The sequence below is a fragment of the Streptomyces rubiginosohelvolus genome (assembly GCF_014649875.1).
In the GTDB taxonomy this organism is placed as follows: domain Bacteria; phylum Actinomycetota; class Actinomycetes; order Streptomycetales; family Streptomycetaceae; genus Streptomyces; species Streptomyces rubiginosohelvolus.
Genome location: NZ_BMTW01000010.1, coordinates 19,138 through 35,376, shown reverse-complemented (window position 1 = coordinate 35,376; position 16,239 = coordinate 19,138). Strand labels below are relative to the sequence as shown.

General features: G+C 73.3%; 15 protein-coding genes and 1 pseudogene. 9 read left to right on the top strand and 7 right to left on the bottom strand.

The window, feature by feature from the left end:
- The first annotated feature begins 69 nt into the window (after positions 1 to 69).
- On the top strand, positions 70 to 441 hold the full coding sequence (locus IE134_RS21965) for an ArsR/SmtB family transcription factor (RefSeq protein ID WP_032769738.1): 372 nt from the start codon (positions 70 to 72) through the stop codon (positions 439 to 441).
- 13 nt (positions 442 to 454) lie between these two features.
- Here IE134_RS21965 and pepN read toward each other — a convergent pair whose 3' ends face one another.
- Positions 455 to 3,004: an aminopeptidase N gene (gene pepN / locus IE134_RS21960; RefSeq protein WP_189431478.1), complete on the bottom strand. Its 2,550-nt coding sequence runs from the start codon at positions 3,002 to 3,004 to the stop codon at positions 455 to 457.
- 160 nt (positions 3,005 to 3,164) lie between these two features.
- Between pepN and IE134_RS21955 the strand changes: the two genes are divergently transcribed.
- The gene (locus IE134_RS21955) at positions 3,165 to 4,031 is read left to right on the top strand and encodes an MIP/aquaporin family protein (RefSeq protein WP_098019458.1); all 867 of its coding nucleotides are present in this window, start codon (positions 3,165 to 3,167) and stop codon (positions 4,029 to 4,031) included.
- A gap of 4 nt (positions 4,032 to 4,035) precedes the next feature.
- Here IE134_RS21955 and IE134_RS21950 read toward each other — a convergent pair whose 3' ends face one another.
- Together IE134_RS21950 and IE134_RS21945 are read right to left on the bottom strand one after the other, a co-directional pair.
- A complete protein-coding gene (locus IE134_RS21950) occupies positions 4,036 to 4,398 on the bottom strand; it encodes a chorismate mutase (protein ID WP_050513867.1) in 363 nt (120 codons plus the stop codon).
- A gap of 25 nt (positions 4,399 to 4,423) precedes the next feature.
- Entirely contained in the window at positions 4,424 to 5,287 is an 864-nt protein-coding gene (locus IE134_RS21945) for an AraC family transcriptional regulator (protein WP_030723016.1), read from the bottom strand.
- Positions 5,288 to 5,515: 228 nt separating this feature from the next.
- On the opposite strand from IE134_RS21945, the gene IE134_RS21940 reads away from it, so the two are divergent.
- The gene (locus IE134_RS21940) at positions 5,516 to 7,333 is read left to right on the top strand and encodes a glycoside hydrolase family 35 protein (RefSeq protein WP_098895702.1); all 1,818 of its coding nucleotides are present in this window, start codon (positions 5,516 to 5,518) and stop codon (positions 7,331 to 7,333) included.
- 22 nt (positions 7,334 to 7,355) lie between these two features.
- Here the strand turns inward: IE134_RS21940 and IE134_RS21935 are convergent, their stop codons facing one another.
- Positions 7,356 to 8,114, bottom strand: coding sequence for a S1 family peptidase (locus IE134_RS21935; RefSeq protein WP_010064480.1), 759 nt, complete (start codon positions 8,112 to 8,114; stop codon positions 7,356 to 7,358).
- 318 nt (positions 8,115 to 8,432) lie between these two features.
- Between IE134_RS21935 and IE134_RS21930 the strand changes: the two genes are divergently transcribed.
- Together IE134_RS21930 and IE134_RS21925 are read left to right on the top strand one after the other, a co-directional pair.
- Positions 8,433 to 9,350: a hypothetical protein gene (locus IE134_RS21930; protein WP_030723012.1), complete on the top strand. Its 918-nt coding sequence runs from the start codon at positions 8,433 to 8,435 to the stop codon at positions 9,348 to 9,350.
- 38 nt (positions 9,351 to 9,388) lie between these two features.
- Entirely contained in the window at positions 9,389 to 10,144 is a 756-nt protein-coding gene (locus tag IE134_RS21925; protein WP_030723009.1) for an ankyrin repeat domain-containing protein, read from the top strand.
- A gap of 186 nt (positions 10,145 to 10,330) precedes the next feature.
- On the opposite strand, the gene IE134_RS34250 is transcribed toward IE134_RS21925, so the two are convergent.
- From IE134_RS34250 to IE134_RS21915, 3 genes and pseudogenes are all read right to left on the bottom strand, one after another.
- Positions 10,331 to 10,942 (bottom strand): GNAT family N-acetyltransferase, encoded by a 612-nt coding sequence (locus IE134_RS34250; protein WP_373296778.1) that lies wholly within the window; start codon positions 10,940 to 10,942, stop codon positions 10,331 to 10,333.
- A gap of 348 nt (positions 10,943 to 11,290) precedes the next feature.
- A pseudogene (locus IE134_RS34245) lies at positions 11,291 to 11,557 on the bottom strand (VOC family protein); the annotation flags it as partial.
- A gap of 147 nt (positions 11,558 to 11,704) precedes the next feature.
- Positions 11,705 to 12,643 (bottom strand): SDR family oxidoreductase, encoded by a 939-nt coding sequence (locus tag IE134_RS21915; protein WP_098019468.1) that lies wholly within the window; start codon positions 12,641 to 12,643, stop codon positions 11,705 to 11,707.
- Positions 12,644 to 12,737: 94 nt separating this feature from the next.
- Here IE134_RS21915 and IE134_RS21910 point away from each other — a divergent pair, with 94 nt between their 5' ends.
- Genes IE134_RS21910 through IE134_RS21895 form a run of 4 tightly spaced genes read left to right on the top strand, consistent with a single transcriptional unit; the run spans position 12,738 to position 16,226 of the window.
- A complete protein-coding gene (locus IE134_RS21910; protein WP_189431474.1) occupies positions 12,738 to 13,487 on the top strand; it encodes an enoyl-CoA hydratase family protein in 750 nt (249 codons plus the stop codon).
- Positions 13,488 to 13,489: 2 nt separating this feature from the next.
- Positions 13,490 to 14,380 carry a CoA transferase subunit A gene (locus tag IE134_RS21905; RefSeq protein WP_189431472.1) on the top strand — a complete coding sequence of 297 codons (891 nt, stop codon included), beginning with the start codon at positions 13,490 to 13,492 and terminating at the stop codon, positions 14,378 to 14,380.
- Entirely contained in the window at positions 14,377 to 15,126 is a 750-nt protein-coding gene (locus tag IE134_RS21900; RefSeq protein WP_030722996.1) for a CoA-transferase subunit beta, read from the top strand. Before IE134_RS21905 ends, IE134_RS21900 begins: the two co-directional genes overlap by 4 nt.
- Entirely contained in the window at positions 15,126 to 16,226 is a 1,101-nt protein-coding gene (locus IE134_RS21895; RefSeq protein WP_189431470.1) for an NAD(P)H-dependent flavin oxidoreductase, read from the top strand. The genes IE134_RS21900 and IE134_RS21895 overlap by 1 nt, the downstream gene beginning before the upstream one ends.
- Positions 16,227 to 16,239 lie beyond the last annotated feature (13 nt).

Genomic DNA, 16,239 nt, shown 5'->3' with positions numbered 1-16,239 from the left:
CCCCATGGAGAAGAGTTCAGGTCAGCAGTGGTGCGGCGGGCTCCCGTCGTACGGAACGGGGTGCCGCAGGTGAGCACGCCGCTGTACCGGTTGAAGGCGGAGTTCTTCAAGACGCTGGGGCATCCGGTCCGGATCCGGGTGCTCGAACTGCTCAGTGAACGCGATCACGCGGTCTCGGAGATGCTGAACGAGGTGGGGGTCGAGGCCGCCCATCTCTCGCAGCAGTTGGCGGTGTTGCGCCGGGCCGGTCTGGTGACGGCCCGGCGGGAGGGGTCGGCCGTCCATTACACGCTGGCCGATCCGGGGGTGGCGGAGCTGCTGCGGGTGGCGCGGACGATTCTGACCGGGGTGCTGGCGGGCCAGGCGGAGCTGCTGGCCGATCTGCGGTCGGACGGCGACGGCCCGGACGATGCTCGCCCGGGCCGTCAGGACACCCCGTAGAGGTCAGTAGAGGTCAGCCGCCGGCCGACGTGCGTACGACGAGGGCGCGGCGGAGGTCGTCGAGCTGGTCGACGAGCTTGCGGCGCAGGGCGGGGATGAGCTCGGGGTCCTCCAGGGCCCGGGTGCCGGTGGCGAGGCTGCCGGCGTCGATGGCGTACGCGGGAAAGGCGTACCGCCCGGCGGCCTCGGCGATGGCGGGGCCGCGGCGGGCGGCGAGCGCGACGGCGTCCGGGTAGAAGCGGGACACGTAGTCGTCGGTCAGCTCTTCCTGTCCGGGCTGCCAGAAGCCCTGGGCGGTGGCCGTGAAGAGGTAGTTGGACAGGGTGTCGTCGGTGAACAGGGCGCCCCAGGCGGCGGCCTTGGCCTCGGGGGTGGGCAGCGCGGCGCGGCAGCGGGCGGCGCCTTCGCGGCCGGTGGCGCTCGGGTCCGCCGCCAGTTCGGTGGCGATGGCGGTCTCGTCGGTGGCGCCGAGGACGGCGAGCCGGGTGAGGATGCGCCAGCGCAGCTCGGGGTCGAGCTCGGGTCCGCCGTGGACGGTGCCTTCGTCGAGCCAGGTCCGGAGCGTGTCGGGCTGGGTGGCGGCGTCGATGAAGTGGCGTACGGCGATGAGCCGCAGGCCCGGCTGTGAGCCGTCCTCGGTGCGGCGGATGAGGTCGCGGCAGAGGTCGGTGAGGGTCGCGCGGGCGGCGGGCAGGTCCTCGGGGACGGTGTAGCGGTCGACGACCTGGCCGGCGGCGAAGGACAGGACGCCCTGGACGAGCGCGAGGTCCGTCTCGTACGGGAGGTGGGTGCGGGCGGCCTTGAGGTAGGTGGCCGGCGGGAGTTCGGCGTCGCGGACCATGTCGCGGGCGGTGTTCCACAGGACGGCCCGGGTGAGGGCGTCGGGGATGCCGGAGAGGCCGGCCAGGACGGTGTCCCAGGAGGCGGTGTCCAGGCGGATCTTGGCGTAGGTGAGGTCGCCGTCGTTGAGGACGACGAGGGCGGGGCGGCGGCCGGGGCGGACGACGGGCGTCCCGTCGCCGGGTACGTCGGTCTCGAAGCGGTCGCGCAGGGCGAGGTGGCCGGGTCCTGCCTGGGTGTTGAGGGCGTGGTCGTAGGCGCCGACGGTGATGCGGTGGGGGCGGGAGCCGTCGCGGGTGACGGTGAGGGCCCAGGACTGGCCGTTGCCGTTCGCCGGGGTTCCGGCCGGTTCGGTGGGCGCGGGGGTGCCGACCTCGGCGGTGAGGGTGTCGATGCCGGTGGTGCGCAGCCACTGTCCGGCCCAGGCGTGGACGTCGCGGTCGGTGGCGGAGGCCAGGTTGTCGATGAAGTCGGCGAGGGTGGCGTTGGCGAACTTGTGGCGGGCGAAGTGGGCGTTGATGCCGGCCAGGAAGTCCTTCTCGCCGAGCCAGGCGACGAGTTGGCGCAGGGCGGAGGCGCCCTTGGCGTAGCTGATGCCGTCGAAGTTGAGGAGGGCGGAGGCGGTGTCGGGGACGGCGTCGGGGTCGGGGGCGACGGGGTGGGTGGAGGGGCGCTGGTCGGCGTCGTAGCCCCAGCCCTTGCGGGCGACGCCGAAGTCGACCCAGGTGTCGGTGAACCGGGTGGCTTCGGTGAGGGTCTGGTAGCCCATGTACTCGGCGAAGGACTCGTTCAGCCAGATGTCGTCCCACCAGGTCAGGGTGACGAGGTCGCCGAACCACATGTGGGCCATCTCGTGGGCGATGACCATGGCGCGGGTCTGGCGCTCGGTGTCGGTGACGGCGGAGCGGTAGACGAACTCGTCGCGGAAGGTGACGAGTCCGGGATTCTCCATGGCGCCGGCGTTGAACTCGGGGACGAAGGCCTGATCGTAGGAGTCGAACGGGTAGGGCTCGTCGAACTTCTCGTGGTAGCGGTCGTAGCAGGCGCGGGTGATGTCGAGGATCTCGTCGGCGTCGGCGTCCAGGTAGGGCGCCAGCGAGCGGCGGCAGTGGATGCCGAAGGGGAGTCCGGCGTGCTCGGTGGTGACCGAGTGCCAGGGTCCCGCGGCGATCGCGACGAGGTAGGTGGAGATGAGCGGGGTGGGGGCGATGGTCCAGCGCCCCTCCCCCGTGCGTTCGGCTACGCCGTTGCCGAGGACGGTCCAGCCCGCGGGGGCGGTGACGTCGATGGCGAAGACGGACTTGAGGTCGGGCTGGTCGAAGGCGGCGAAGACGCGCTGGACGTCCTCCATGAACAGCTGGGTGTAGAGGTAGGTCTCGCCGTCGGTGGGGTCGGTGAAGCGGTGCATGCCCTCGCCGGTGCGGGAGTAGTGCATCGCGGCGTCGATGCGCAGCTCGTGGGGGCCTGCGGTGAGCCCGGTGAGGGGGTAGCGGTTGCCGTCGAGGAGGGCGGGGTCCAGGGGCTGTCCGTCGAGACTGATCGAGCGCAGGGTGGCGGGCTTGACCTCGACGAAGGTGTCTCCGGCCGCGCGGGCGGTGAACCGGATGGCGGTGGCGGAGTCGAAGGTCTCCTCGCCGGTGGTGAGGTCGAGGGCGATCGTGTACCGCTCCACGTCGAGGATCTGGGCTCGGGTCTGCGCTTCGTCGCGCGTCAGTACGGACATGGCCCCATGCTGCCGTACGGGGGACGGCGGGCGCAGCGGGGTTCTCCCTGGGCGGACGGGCGGGCAGGTGGCGTGATGGTGCCGGTGGATACCCCCCCCCGGGGCTGTTGCCGCTTACCATCTCCTCGGCGCGGCACACCGAGTACCGAGGACGTCCCTCATGACGCTCACGCCTGCGCCCGAACCCGTCGTTCCGAGACCCGGGCCGGAGATCCGGCCCACCGCGACCGGTCACCGAGCCCCGGAGTCCCCGCACGGTCCCGATGCCGATACAGGTCCCGGCCCTGATGCCGGTCCCGGTCGCGATACCGGCCACGGTCCCGATACCGGTCCCGGTCCCCTGCTGCCGCGGGCCGTCTGCGAGGCGGCGCTGACCGCGCTGCTGCTGTTCCTGATCGTGACGGCCGTGCGGTGGCTCGTCGGGCCGGACCCGGGGGCGGCGGCCGCCCGTCCGGCGGTGCTGGGCGCGGTCGTCGGGACCCTGCTCGCCCTGTTCATGGTGTCCCCGCCCGGCCGCTGCTCGGGCGGCCATCTGAACCCGGCCGTCTCCCTCGCGCTGTGGCGGCTCGGGGTCTTCCCGGGCCGTGAGGTCGTGCCGTACGCCGTGGCCCAGTTGGCCGGGTCGGTGTTCGGGGTGTGGTGCGCGGGGCTGGTGTGGGGTCCGGTCACCGCGCGCCCACCGGTGCGCCACGCCTCGGTGCGGGCCGATCCGGCGTGGGGCGACGCGGCGGTCCTGGCGGCCGAGGCGGGGGTCCTGGCGGGGTCGACGCTGATGCTCGCCGTACTGCTGGCATCCCCGGCCGGGCGCCGGGTCCTGCCGTACGCGGTGGGGCTGACGACGGCCCTGGTCATCGGGGTGCTCGGCCCGCTGAGCGGCGGATCGGCGAACCCCGCGCGGCAGTTCGGCCCGGCGCTGCTGGCCGGGGACACCGGGCGGCTGTGGGTGTACGTGCTCGGGCCGGCCGTGGGGGCGGTGCTCGGCGCGTGGCTCGCGGGGCGGACGGGACTCCGGAGAACGGCCGGGTAGCCGCTCAGGCGTTCCGCGCCTGGCCGTTCTCCACCTGGCCGTTCTCCGCCTGGCCGTTCTCCGCCTCCTCGGCGATGCGCTCGTGGTGGCGGATCACCTCGGCGATGATGAAGTTCAGCAGCTTCTCGGCGAAGGCCGGGTCCAGGTTGGCGCTCTGTGCCAGTTCCCTGAGCCGGGCGATCTGGCGGGTCTCGCGGGCGGGATCGGCGGGCGGCAGCTTGTGGTCGGCCTTGAGGCGGCCGACCTGCTGGGTGGCCTTGAAACGTTCGGCCAGCATGTGGACGACGGCGGCGTCGATGTTGTCGATGCTCTCGCGCAGCCGGTTCAGCTCGGCCCGGACGGTCGCGTCGATCTCGCTCGTACTCATGGTCAGCGAGCTTAGACGGCCGCCCTCACGGCCCGATCGTCGGCGGGTCGTCGGGGTCGGGCACCTGGTCGCTCCAGCCGCCGGGCACGCTGCGGCCCTGCTGTTCGCGGAAGCGGACGGGGGCGGTGCCGACCCGGCGGGCGAAGAGCCGGGAGAAGTAGGCGGGGTCGTCATAGCCGACGCGGCGGGCCACGGCGGCGACCGGGAGGTCGGTGGCGGCGAGGAGTTCCTTGGCCCGGCCGAGGCGGATGCCGAGCAGATAGTCCTTGGGGCTGCAGCCGGCGCCGCGCCGTACGGCGGTGCGCAGTTCGGCGGGGGTCATGCCGTGCCGGGAGGCGTGCTGGGCGACGGTGAGCGGCTGGTAGGCGTCGCGGGCGAGCGCCTGGAGCACCGGGTCGCCGTCGGGGCCGATGTCGGCGCGGGCGCGGCGCAGGGAGACGAGGAGTTCGTGGACGGCGGCCCCGGTCTCGACCTCCAAAAGGGGGTTGCCGCGGCGGGCGGCGCGCACGATACGTCCGACGGCGGCGCGCGGGGCGGCGGTGTCGGCGAGCGGGACGAGGGGGCGTTCGGGCTCGATGTAGCCGAGTTCGGTGTACGTGGCGGTGGCGGGGCCGGTGAAGTCGACGAAGCTCTCGTCCCAGCCGGTGCCGGGGTCGGCACCGTAGTGGTGGGGGGTGCCGGGGGTCAGCCAGATGAGGCTGGGGCCGGTGACGGGGGTGCGGCGGCCGTCGGGGCCCTTGAACCAGCCGGTGCCGGAGTTGACGATCACGGCCACGTGGTGGTCGAGGGTGCGGGGTCCGACGGTGGGCAGCGCCCCGTGCTGGAGGCCGACGCCGAGGCAGACGAGGCCCAGGCGGTGGTGGAGCGGGCTCGGGGTGAAGAAGCGCATCCAGGTGTGGTATGTCACGGTCTTCCCCTCCCAGGTGGTGCTGCGCCGCCGGACCCGGCCGGTCCGCCGCGCCCCGTCGACATCGATCTGTGTCCCATCGACAGCGATCTGCGTCCAATCAACAGCGATCTTTGTCCATGGACCCGGTGCGCGCCAGAGGTGACAGTGGTCGGACCAATCGACCCGGGGGCCGCCGGGTGCGGCCGAGCACAGGAGCGTAACTGCACCATGACCGACTTCACCGTGGGGGACGACGGCTTCCGGTCCGACGGGAAGCCCGTACGGCTGCTGTCGGGCGCCCTGCACTACTTCCGGGTGCACGAGGAGCAGTGGGAGCACCGGCTCGCGATGCTCGCCGCGATGGGCCTGAACTGCGTCGAGACGTACGTACCGTGGAATCTGCACGAGCCCCGGGAGGGCGAGGTCCGGGACGTGGGGGCGCTCGGCCGGTTCCTGGACGCGGTGGAGCGGGCGGGGCTGTGGGCGATCGTGCGGCCGGGTCCGTACATCTGCGCCGAGTGGGAGAACGGCGGCCTGCCAGTGTGGGTGACGGGCCGGTTCGGGCGGCGGGTGCGGACCCGGGACGCGGAGTACCGGGCGGTGGTGGAGCGGTGGTTCCGGGAGTTGCTGCCGCAGGTGGTGCAACGGCAGGTGACGCGGGGCGGTCCGGTGATCCTCGTCCAGGCGGAGAACGAGTACGGGAGTTTCGGCAGCGACGCGGTGTATCTGGAGTGGCTGGCGGGGCTGTTGCGGGGGTGCGGGGTGACGGTCCCGCTGTTCACGTCGGACGGCCCGGAGGACCACATGCTGACCGGGGGTTCGGTGCCGGGGCTGCTCGCGACGGCGAACTTCGGTTCGGGGGCGCGGGAGGGCTTCGAGGTGTTGCGCCGGCATCAGCCGCAGGGCCCGTTGATGTGTATGGAGTTCTGGTGCGGCTGGTTCGACCACTGGGGGGCCGAACCGGTGCTGCGGGACGCGGAGGAGGCGGCGGGGGCGCTGCGGGAGATCCTGGAGTGCGGGGCGTCGGTGAACATCTACATGGCGCACGGCGGGACGAACTTCGCGGGCTGGGCCGGGGCGAATCGCGGTGGCCCTCTGCAGGACGGGGAGTTCCAGCCGACGGTGACGTCGTACGACTACGACGCGCCGGTCGACGAGTACGGGCGGGCCACGGAGAAGTTCCACCTGTTCCGGAAGGTGCTGGAGGGTTACGCGGAGGGGCCGTTGCCCGCGCTGCCGCCGGAGCCGAAGGGTCTCGCGGTGCCGGTGCGGGCGGAGTTGACGGAGCGGACGGGGCTCGGGGACGTACTGGAGGCGCTGGGCGGTCCGGAGACGGAGTCGGGGGTGCCGCCGGCCTTCGAGGAGCTGGGCGTGGACCGGGGTCTGGTGCGCTACCGGGTGGCCGTGCCGGGGCCGCGCCAGGCGTATCCGCTGGGCGCCTCGGGGCTGCGGGACCGGGCAGTGGTGTACGTGGACGGGGTGCGGGCCGGGGTGCTGACCGAGGAGTCCGGCACGCTGCCCGAGCCGGTGGCGGGGCCCGCGGAGGTCGAGCTGTGGGTGGAGTCGCTGGGCCGGGTCAACTACGGGCCGCGTCTCGGCGAGCCGAAGGGGATCACGGGCGGGGTGCTGCACGAGCGACAGTATCTGCACGGGGTACGGGCCCGGGGGCTGCGGCTGGACGCCTTCGAGATGCCAGGCGCGGTGGCGGCGCTCCCGTTCGGACCGGTGGAGGCCGCGGGGGCGGGCGAGGCGGGGCGGACGGGGCTGTTCCGGGGGGAGTTCACGGTCGAGGGCGCGGCGGGTCTCGGCCACGCGGGACTCGAACTTCCCGGCTGGACGCGCGGGTTCGTCTGGGTGAACGGCTTCTGCCTGGGCCGGTACTGGTCGGCGGGCCCGCAGCGGACCCTGTACGTGCCGGGTCCGGTGCTCCGCGAGGGCGCCAACGAGGTGTGGGTGCTGGAGCTGGAGGACGCGGGCGGGCCGTGGGTGGAACTGGGTCCGGGGGTGCCCGTTCGAACGGGCACCCCCGGGGTGGATCAGCGGTGATCAGCGGCAGGCTCCGACCGGGTCAGAGCGAGTCGGCCGCGGAGGCGATGTCGGCCGCGAAGTGCGAGACCTGGGTGTAGACGCCCGGGTAGTTCGGCCGGGCGCAGCCCTGGCCCCAGCTCACGATGCCGACCTGGACCCACTCGTCGGAGTCGTCCTTGCGGAACATCGGGCCACCGGAGTCGCCCTGGCAGCTGTCGACACCGCCGGTGTCGAGGAGGCCGGCGCACAGCTCCTCGTCGGCGACGAGGTTGCTGTAGGCGCCCTGGCAGTCGGAGTCGGAGACGAACGGGACGTCGGCCTTGAGGAGGTGGCGCTGCTGGCTGCCGCCTTCCTTGTCGGCGCCCCAGCCGGCGACGGTGAAGGTGCCCTCGTCGTAGGTGGCGTCGGTGGCGATCTTCAGGGTGGGCTGGTCGATCGGCTTGTCGAGCTTGATCAGCGCCCAGTCCTTGCCGGTGCCGTTGTAGCCCGGGGCCTGGAGGACCTTGGTGGAGTTGACCGTGATCGCGTCGGGCGACTCGAGGTCGGCGACGCCGCCGGTCACGGAGATCGAGGTGTTGTCGCCCGAACCGTCCACGCAGTGGGCGGCGGTGAGGACGATGTCCTGGGTGTAGAGCGAACCGCCGCAGCCCATGGAGAGCCGGACCATGAACGGGAATTCGCCCTGCTCGGCGCGTTCCCCGCCGACGATCGGCTGGGGGGCGGCGGAGGCCGGCTGGAGGCTGACGGTCGCGAGGGCGACGGCGGCTATGGCGACGGAACACCTTTTCAGCGCGCTCATAAGCTTCACAGATGCCTGCTTTCGTGGGGGGATTTCGTGTGGGGGGTTGCTGTGGGAGGTTGCCGTACCGCGTTGCCGTGCAGGAGTCCCTATAGGCGGTGCTGACGTACGGGACGTACCGGCACGGAAACTGAACTCGTCATGTACGCGACAAGAACAACACTCCGATTATCGGTACCGAGTGACCGCTGACACAAGGTGCAGTTTTCGGCCAAGATCACCCGGCGGCTTTCCGGCCCCTCTCCCCCGCCCGACTTACAGTCTTTCCAGCCCCCCTCCCCCACCCGGCATACAGTGGAGATCCGTCGACCGTCGCGGATGGGGGATTCCGGCGTGACGAACAGTCCTCCGGGCGCACCCGTCGCCCATGGCTTCCCGCATCTGGACACGGTCCGCTCCGCGATCACGGCGCTCTACCGGCGGCTCTCGGCGGACGGCGTCCGCACCTATGCCACCAGCCTCGCGCCCGTCGACGCCGCGTTCGCGGACGAGGACGATCTGCATCTGGGAGCCCAGCGGGTGGCGCGTTCCCTGGTCCAGCATCTGCGCCTCCCCGACGCCCGGATGATCGTCGGGTTCCGCGCGATGGAGCACGCGGCGAGCGTGGAACTGACGGCGGGCCCCGAGTACTTCATCGAGCTGAACGACCGCTTCCGCACCCACCGCAGGGATATCGGCGCGGCGCTCGCGCACGAGATCACCCATGTGCTGCTGCACCGGCTCGGCCTGGAGTTCCCCGGCACCCGCGCCAACGAGATCCTGACCGACACGACGACGGCCTACCTCGGCACGGGCTGGCTGCTGCTGGACGCGTTCCGGGAGGACGCCACGTCGCGCCAGAAGCTCGGCTATCTGACCCCGGAGGAGTTCGGATACGTCCTGGCCAAGCGGGCGTTCGCCTTCGACGAGGACCCCTCCCCGTGGTTCACCAGCCCCCAGGCGTACACCGCGTACACCAAGGGGCGTCAGCGGGCGCTGGACGATCTGCGCCGACCGCCGCTGACCGCCGCCGGCTGGGCGGGCCGCCGCCGCTACGCCAAGGACCGGCGGTACGCCCAGGACCATCCCGGCACCGCCCCGGACCCGAGCGTTCCGTACGCCTTCGAGACCGGCGCCGAAGGGCTGCGCGTCTCCTTCCCCTGCCCCACCTGCCACCAGCGCATCCGGCTCCCCGTCCGGGGCCGGGTCAGCGCACGCTGCGGGCTGTGCCGTACGCGCCTGGAGTGCGACACCTGACCTCGGGCGTTGTCCGTGTCCGGCCGTAGGGTCGAAGGATGACGAACGAGCCGATCAGGGACGAACCAAGCCTGTTCGACGCGCTGTACGAGGACGAGAACACGGTCGTACGGGCGCTGCGCGCGGGAGCGCGGGCCGAGGCGAGCGACGAGGAGGGCACGACCGCGCTCTACACGGCGGCGGTCCAGGACCGCCCCGAGATGGTGCGGCTGCTGCTCGCCGCCGGGGCCGACCCCGACCGGGCGAGCGGGCCCGAGGCCGGTGATCTGCCGCTGTGCGGCGCGGCGTGCGGCGGGCACACCGAGGTGGTGGAGGCGCTGCTGTCCGCCGGGGCCCGGCCGGATCTGCGCGAGGAGTTCGGCTTCACCGCGCTGCGCTGGGCGGTCGGCCTGGGCCACGCCGCGACGGTGGAGGCACTGCTCGCCGGGGGCGCGGACCCGCTGCTGCCGGGCCCGCAGGGCGAGGCGATGCTGGTGCTGGCGGCGCAGCGCGGCTCGGTGCGTACGGTACGGGCGCTGCTCGCGCACGGTGCGGCGGCGGAGGGACAGGGATCCGCGGTCGCGGTCGCCCTGGCCGAGGCACGGCGCATCGCCGGACTCGATCCGGAGCGGGAGCTGCTGCGGCGGCTGGAGGAGATGTACGGCTCCGGGCTGGACACGGTGGTGCTCCGCGAGCGGCGGGACGGCGAGGAGACCGTGGCGGTGGAGCTGCTCCGGGACGGGGTGCCGTCGGCGGGGGTGGACCAGCACACGGGGCACGCGGAGATCGTGGCGCTGCTGGAGGGGTGGGGCTGAGCGGGGGGGGTGAGCCCGGCCTGCCGGGGGTGGGCCGTGCGGGGCCCGGTGGGCCTGAGCGGGGCGCGGGCCGGACGCGATCCGGGCGGGCCTGAGCGGGGCGTGAGCCGGGCGCGGGCCGGGCGGGACCCCGGTGGCCCTGACCGGGGCGGGCCCCGGTGGGCCTGAGCCAGGCTCGCCCCTCCCTCACCGTCCGCGCGCCCACGCCTCCCGCGTCAGTTCGTATTCCACCTCGCCGTGTTCGGAGCCCTCGATGGCCTCCGGCCAGTCCTCGGTGTAGGCCCGCAGAAAGGTCAGCCCCGCCTTCTCCATCACGCGCCGGGACCCCGTGTTGACCGCCATGGTGTTGGCGGTGACCCGCTGGACCCCGAGGTCCGTGAACCCCTTGTCGACCAGGGCCCGGGCGCCTTCGGTGGCGTATCCGCGGCCCCACGCGGCCCGGTTCAGCCGGTAGCCGAGCTCGACCACGGCGGGGTCGTGGTCGGTCAGCGGCCGGAGTTCGAACCAGCCGAGGAACGTTCCCGTGTCCTTCGCCTGTGCGATCCAGTAGCCGCGGGTTCCGGTGCACGCGTGGTCGTGGAGGAGCCTCGGCAGGGTCCGGTCCCGGATGTCCTCGGCGCTCGTGGGCCGGCCGCCGTTGATGTACCGCATGACGGCCGGGTCGTTGTCGAGGGCGAGCAGGTCGGGGGCGTCGGCGGCCGTGGCGGGGCGCAGGACGAGCCGGTCGGTCTCCAGGAAGGAAGGGAAGGCCTGCGGTGCGGTGGTGAGGCGGACGGTCAGCCCCTCCGGGCTCGACAGTCGTGCGGCGCCTCCGGTGAGGGTGACGAGCTCGCCGCCGAGCTCGCGGGCCCGGGCGGCAACGCGGTCCGGATCGCCCACGGCCACGGACACCTCCCAGTGCGGCGCGGTCCCGGGGGCGGCTTCCAGGAACGTGGTCCGGGCGAGCGGGGCGCCGGTCGTCCCGGTGTAGAAGTGCCGGGCCCGCTCGGGGTCCGCGCAGACCAGGACCATGTGGTGAGGGATCGCCCCGCCCTCGTCCGGAGGCGATACCGGCCACCCCGCGAACCCCCGCGGCCGCCAGAGGGAGACGGCCGCGCCCACGGGGTCGATCAGGGTGGCGATCCGGCCCTGGTCCCCCGCGTCGAAGGGCGGTACGAGGATCCGGGCGCCGTTCTCCGCCGCCACGGCCGTGCGGTGGTCCACGTCGTCGACCGCCAGGTAGTAGGCGACATGGGCGGGCAGGCCGGGCGGGTAGACGGGCTGCGCGAGGTCGCTCACGCCGCCGATCCGGTGGTCACCTGCCCAGAACACGACGGCCCGGCGCCAGTCCGTCTCGTCCACGGCGAAGTCCCAGCCCAGCACCGCGGAGAAGAAGGCGGCGGTGCCGGAGGGGTCGCGGGTCTTGAGGTCCATCCAGCAGAACTCGTTCAGGGGGCCGTGCCGCGTCATCGTGCGCTCCTCGGGTGTCCTGTGCTGGATACCGGGCGCCCGGACGTCCGCGCAAACGAGTTTCCCCCGAAGTCCCTGAGACTGCGGCTGCGGCTGCGGCTGGGGAACCGCCTACGACGCCCCGTACACCTGCCCCGGTTTCTCCGCGTCCGCCAGCAGGCGGCGTACCGTCTCCCCCGCCTCGGCCGGGGATCTGCGCGCGCCCCGGTCGTCGGTGGGGCCGGGGCGCCAGCCCTCCATGACGGTGATGCGGCCCGCCTCGGCCTCGAAGACGCGGCCCGTCACCCCGTCGCTCGCGGCGGAGCCGAGCCAGACGACGAGGGGCGAGACGTTGGCGGGTGCCATGGCGTCGAACTCCCCCTCCCCCGGGGCCGCCATCGCCTTGGCGAAGGTCCGCTCGGTCATCCGGGTCCGGGCGGCGGGCGCGAGGGCGTTGACGTGGACCCCGTAGCGGCCCAGCTCCGCCGCCGCGACCAGGGTCAGGGCGACGATTCCGGCCTTGGCTGCCGCGTAGTTGACCTGGCCGACGCTGCCGAGGAGTCCGGCGCCGGAGCTGGTGTTGATCACCCGGGCGACCGGGGCGCGGCCCGCCTTCGTCTCGGCGCGCCAGTGGGCGGCGGCGTGCTTGAGGGGCAGGAAGTGGCCCCTGAGGTGGACCCGTACCACCGCGTCCCAGTCGTCCTCGTCGAGGTTGACCAGCATCCGGTCGCGCAGGAAGCCCGCGTTGTTGACGAGCGTGTCGAGGCGGCCGAAGGCGTCCAGGGCGGTGGCGACCAGGGAGGCCGCGCCCTCGGCGGTGGCGACGTCGCCGCCGTGGACGACGGCTTCGCCGCCCGCCGCCACGATCTCCTCGACGACCGCGCGGGCAGGTCCGCCGGAGCGCTCACCCCCACTCCCGTCCGGTCCGACGCCGAGGTCGTTGACGACGACCCGGGCCCCTTCGGCGGCGAAGGCCAGTGCATGGGCCCGGCCGAGCCCGCGCCCGGCGCCGGTGACGGCGACGACCCGGTCCGCGCAGAGTCCGGCGCGGTGTGCGGTGGGTGCGGTCATCTCATCTCCCGTGGAAGTGGGCCTGGTTGGCGGGCGGGGGCGCCTGCTACCGTCCACCTAACAAATGTTTGGTGGAAAGGTAGCTGATCCTCCGATGACTGTCTCCACCTCCTCCCCCTCCGGGACCGACGGCGTCCGTGTCGTCACCGTCGACCATCCGCCCGTCAACGCGCTGCCCGTGCGGGGCTGGTACGACCTGGCCGATGCTGTGCGGGCCGCCGGCCGCGACCCGGAGGTGCGCTGCGTCGTCCTGGCCGCCGAGGGGCGCGGCTTCAACGCGGGCGTGGACATCAAGGAGTTGCAGCGCGACCCGGGGCACGCGTCCCTGATCGGCGCCAACCGGGGGTGCGCGGAGGCGTTCGCGGCGGTGTACGCGTGCGAGGTGCCGGTCGTGGCGGCGGTGCGGGGGTTCTGCCTGGGCGGCGGCATCGGGCTCGTCGGGAACGCCGACGCGATCGTGGCGAGCGAGGACGCGGTCTTCGGCCTGCCGGAGCTGGACCGGGGAGCGCTCGGCGCCGCGACCCACCTCGCCCGGCTGGTCCCGCAGCATCTGATGCGCACGCTGTACTACACCTCGCGGACCGTCACGGCCGCCGAACTGCACGCGCACGGCTCGGTCTGGCAGGTGGTGCCGTCCGCCGGACTCCAGGACGCGGCACTGGCGTTGGCGGCAGAGATCGCCGCCAAGGACGGCCATCTGCTGCGGCTGGCCAAGGCCGCGCTCAACGGCATCGACCCCGTCGACGTACAGCGCAGCTACCGCTTCGAGCAGGGGTTCACCTTCGAGGCGAACCTCGCCGGGACCGCAGCCCGGGTCCGCGACACCTTCGGCAAGGAGGCCTGACCGTGACCACCGCCCCGTACGCGCGCGACAAGACGATGACGCCCGAGGAGGTCGTCGACCGGCTGAGCAGCGGGATGACGATCGGGATCGGCGGCTGGGGGTCGCGCCGCAAGCCGATGGCCCTGGTCAGGGCGCTGCTCCGGTCATCGGTCACCGATCTCACCGTGATCTCCTACGGCGGCCCGGACGTCGGTCTGCTCGCCGCGGCGGGGCGGATCCGTCGTCTGGTCACGGCGTTCGTGACGCTCGACTCCATCCCGCTGGAGCCGCACTACCGGGCGGCCCGGCAGCGCGGGGCGTTCGCACTGACGGAGATCGACGAGGCGATGTTCATGTGGGGGCTGCACGCGGCGGCGAACCGACTGCCGTTCCTGCCGGTGCGGGCGGGGCTGGGCTCGGACGTGATGCGGGTCAACCCGGAGCTGCGGAAGGTGACTTCACCGTACGAGGACGGGGAGGAGTTCGTCGCGATGCCCGCCCTGCGGATGGACGCGGCGCTGGTCCACCTCAACCGGGCGGACCGGCTCGGCAACGGGCAGTACCTGGGCCCCGACCCGTACTTCGACGACCTGTTCTGCGAGGCGGCGGACGCGGCGTACGTCTCCTGCGAACGCCTGCTGGAAACGCGGGAGTTGACCGAAGGCGCGGGGGCGCTGCCGACCCTCCTCGTCCAACGGCACTCCGTCACCGGGGTCGTGGAGACGCCCGGCGGGGCGCACTTCACCTCCTGCGTACCCGACCACCCGCGCGACGAGCCGTTCCAGAAGGCGTACGCGGCAGCGGCGGCGGACCCCGTGGCCTGGGCCGATTTCGCAGCGCGCTTCCTGCCGCCGGACGGCGACGAGAAGAGCTACCGGGAAGCCGTCCGCGTCTGGCACGAGGAGCAGAAATGAACGCGTCCGCCGTGGAGAGCGTCACCCGTGCCGAGTACTGCGTGATCGCCTGCGCGGAGGCCTGGCGGGGCGACGGGGAGATCCTGGCCAGTCCGATGGGCGCGGTGCCTTCGGTCGGGGCCCGGCTGGCCCGGCGGACCTTCGCCCCCGAACTGCTGCTCACCGACGGCGAGGCGACGCTCGTCGGCCCGGACGGTGAGCCGGAGGGCTGGCTGCCCTACCGCAGGCATCTGGCCCTGGTGACGGGGGGACGGCGGCACGTGATGATGGGCGCGAGCCAGATCGACCGCTTCGGCAACCAGAACATCTCCTGCATCGGGGAGTGGGAGCAGCCGTCCCGCCAGCTCCTCGGGGTGCGCGGCGCACCCGTCAACACGCTGAACAACCCCGTGAGTTACTGGATCCCCCGGCACTCCCCCCGGGTCTTCGTCGAACGCGTCGACATGATCTGCGGGGTCGGACACGACAGCGCGCGGGCGGCGGGTCCGTCGGCCACCCGCTTTCACCGCATCCCCCGGGTCGTGAGCGATCTCGGGGTCTTCGACTTCGCGACGCCGGACCGTTCGATGCGGCTGGCCTCCCTCCATCCCGGCGTCACGGTCGACCAGGTCCGCGAGGCGACGGGCTTCGCACTCACGGTCCCCGCCGACGTCCCGAACACCCGCGCCCCCTCCCCCGCCGAACTCGCCCTGATCCGCGAGGTCATCGACCCGGCGCGCACCCGGGACCGGGAGGTCCGGGCCTGATGCGCACCGCCCTGACCGACCTCGTCGGCGTCCGGCACCCGATCGTGCAGACCGGGATGGGCTGGGTGGCGGGCCCCCGCCTGGTCACCGCGACCGCACGGGCCGGGGCGCTCGGCATCCTGGCCTCCGCGACCATGACGCCGGAGCAACTGCGGTCCGCCGTAAGGGAGGTGAGGTCCCGGACCGAGGCGCCGTTCGGGGTGAACCTGCGGGCGGACGCGGGGGACGCCCGGGAGCGGGTGCGGATCATCGTCGAGGAGGGCGTCCGGGTGGCGTCGTTCGCGCTCGCCCCGTCGAGGGAGCTGATCGCGGAGCTGAAGGACGCGGGCGTTCTCGTCGTCCCGTCGGTGGGGGCCCGGCGGCACGCGGAGAAGGTCGCGGGCTGGGGTGCGGACGCGGTGATCGTGCAGGGCGGGGAGGGCGGCGGCCACACGGGCGAGGTCGCCACCACGGTCCTGCTGCCGCAGGTGGTGGACGCGGTGGACATCCCGGTGGTCGCGGCGGGCGGCTTCCACGACGGCCGGGGGCTGGTGGCGGCGCTGGCGTACGGGGCGGCGGGGGTGGCGATGGGGACGCGTTTCCTCCTCACGTCGGACTCGACGGTCCCGGACGCGGTGAAGGCCCGCTACCTGGCGGCGACCGCGAAGGACATCACGCGGACGCGTGCGGTGGACGGGCTCCCGCACCGGATGCTCCGTACGGAGATGGTGGCGGAGCTGGAGGGCGGGGCGGGCCGGCTGCGCGCCCTGTACGGGGCGGTGCGCCGGGCTTCCCGCTTCCGCCGGCTGTCCGGCCTGAGCTGGCCGGGGATGATCCGGGACGGTCTGGCGATGCGGCACGGCAAGGAGCTGAGCTGGAGCCAGGTGCTGCTGGCGGCGAACACGCCGATGCTGCTGAGGGCGGCGATGGTGGAGGGCCGGACGGACCTCGGGATCATGGCCTCGGGCCAGGTGGCGGCCCTGATCGAGGACCTGCCGAGTGTGGCGGGGCTGGTGGAGCGGGTGATGGCGGACGCGGAGGGGATCCTTGCGGCCCTGGGCACGCTGTCGAGCCCACCACTTGAGCCCCGGGCCGCCCCTTCAAGCCCGTCCGGCGCTTGAGGACCCGGCCACC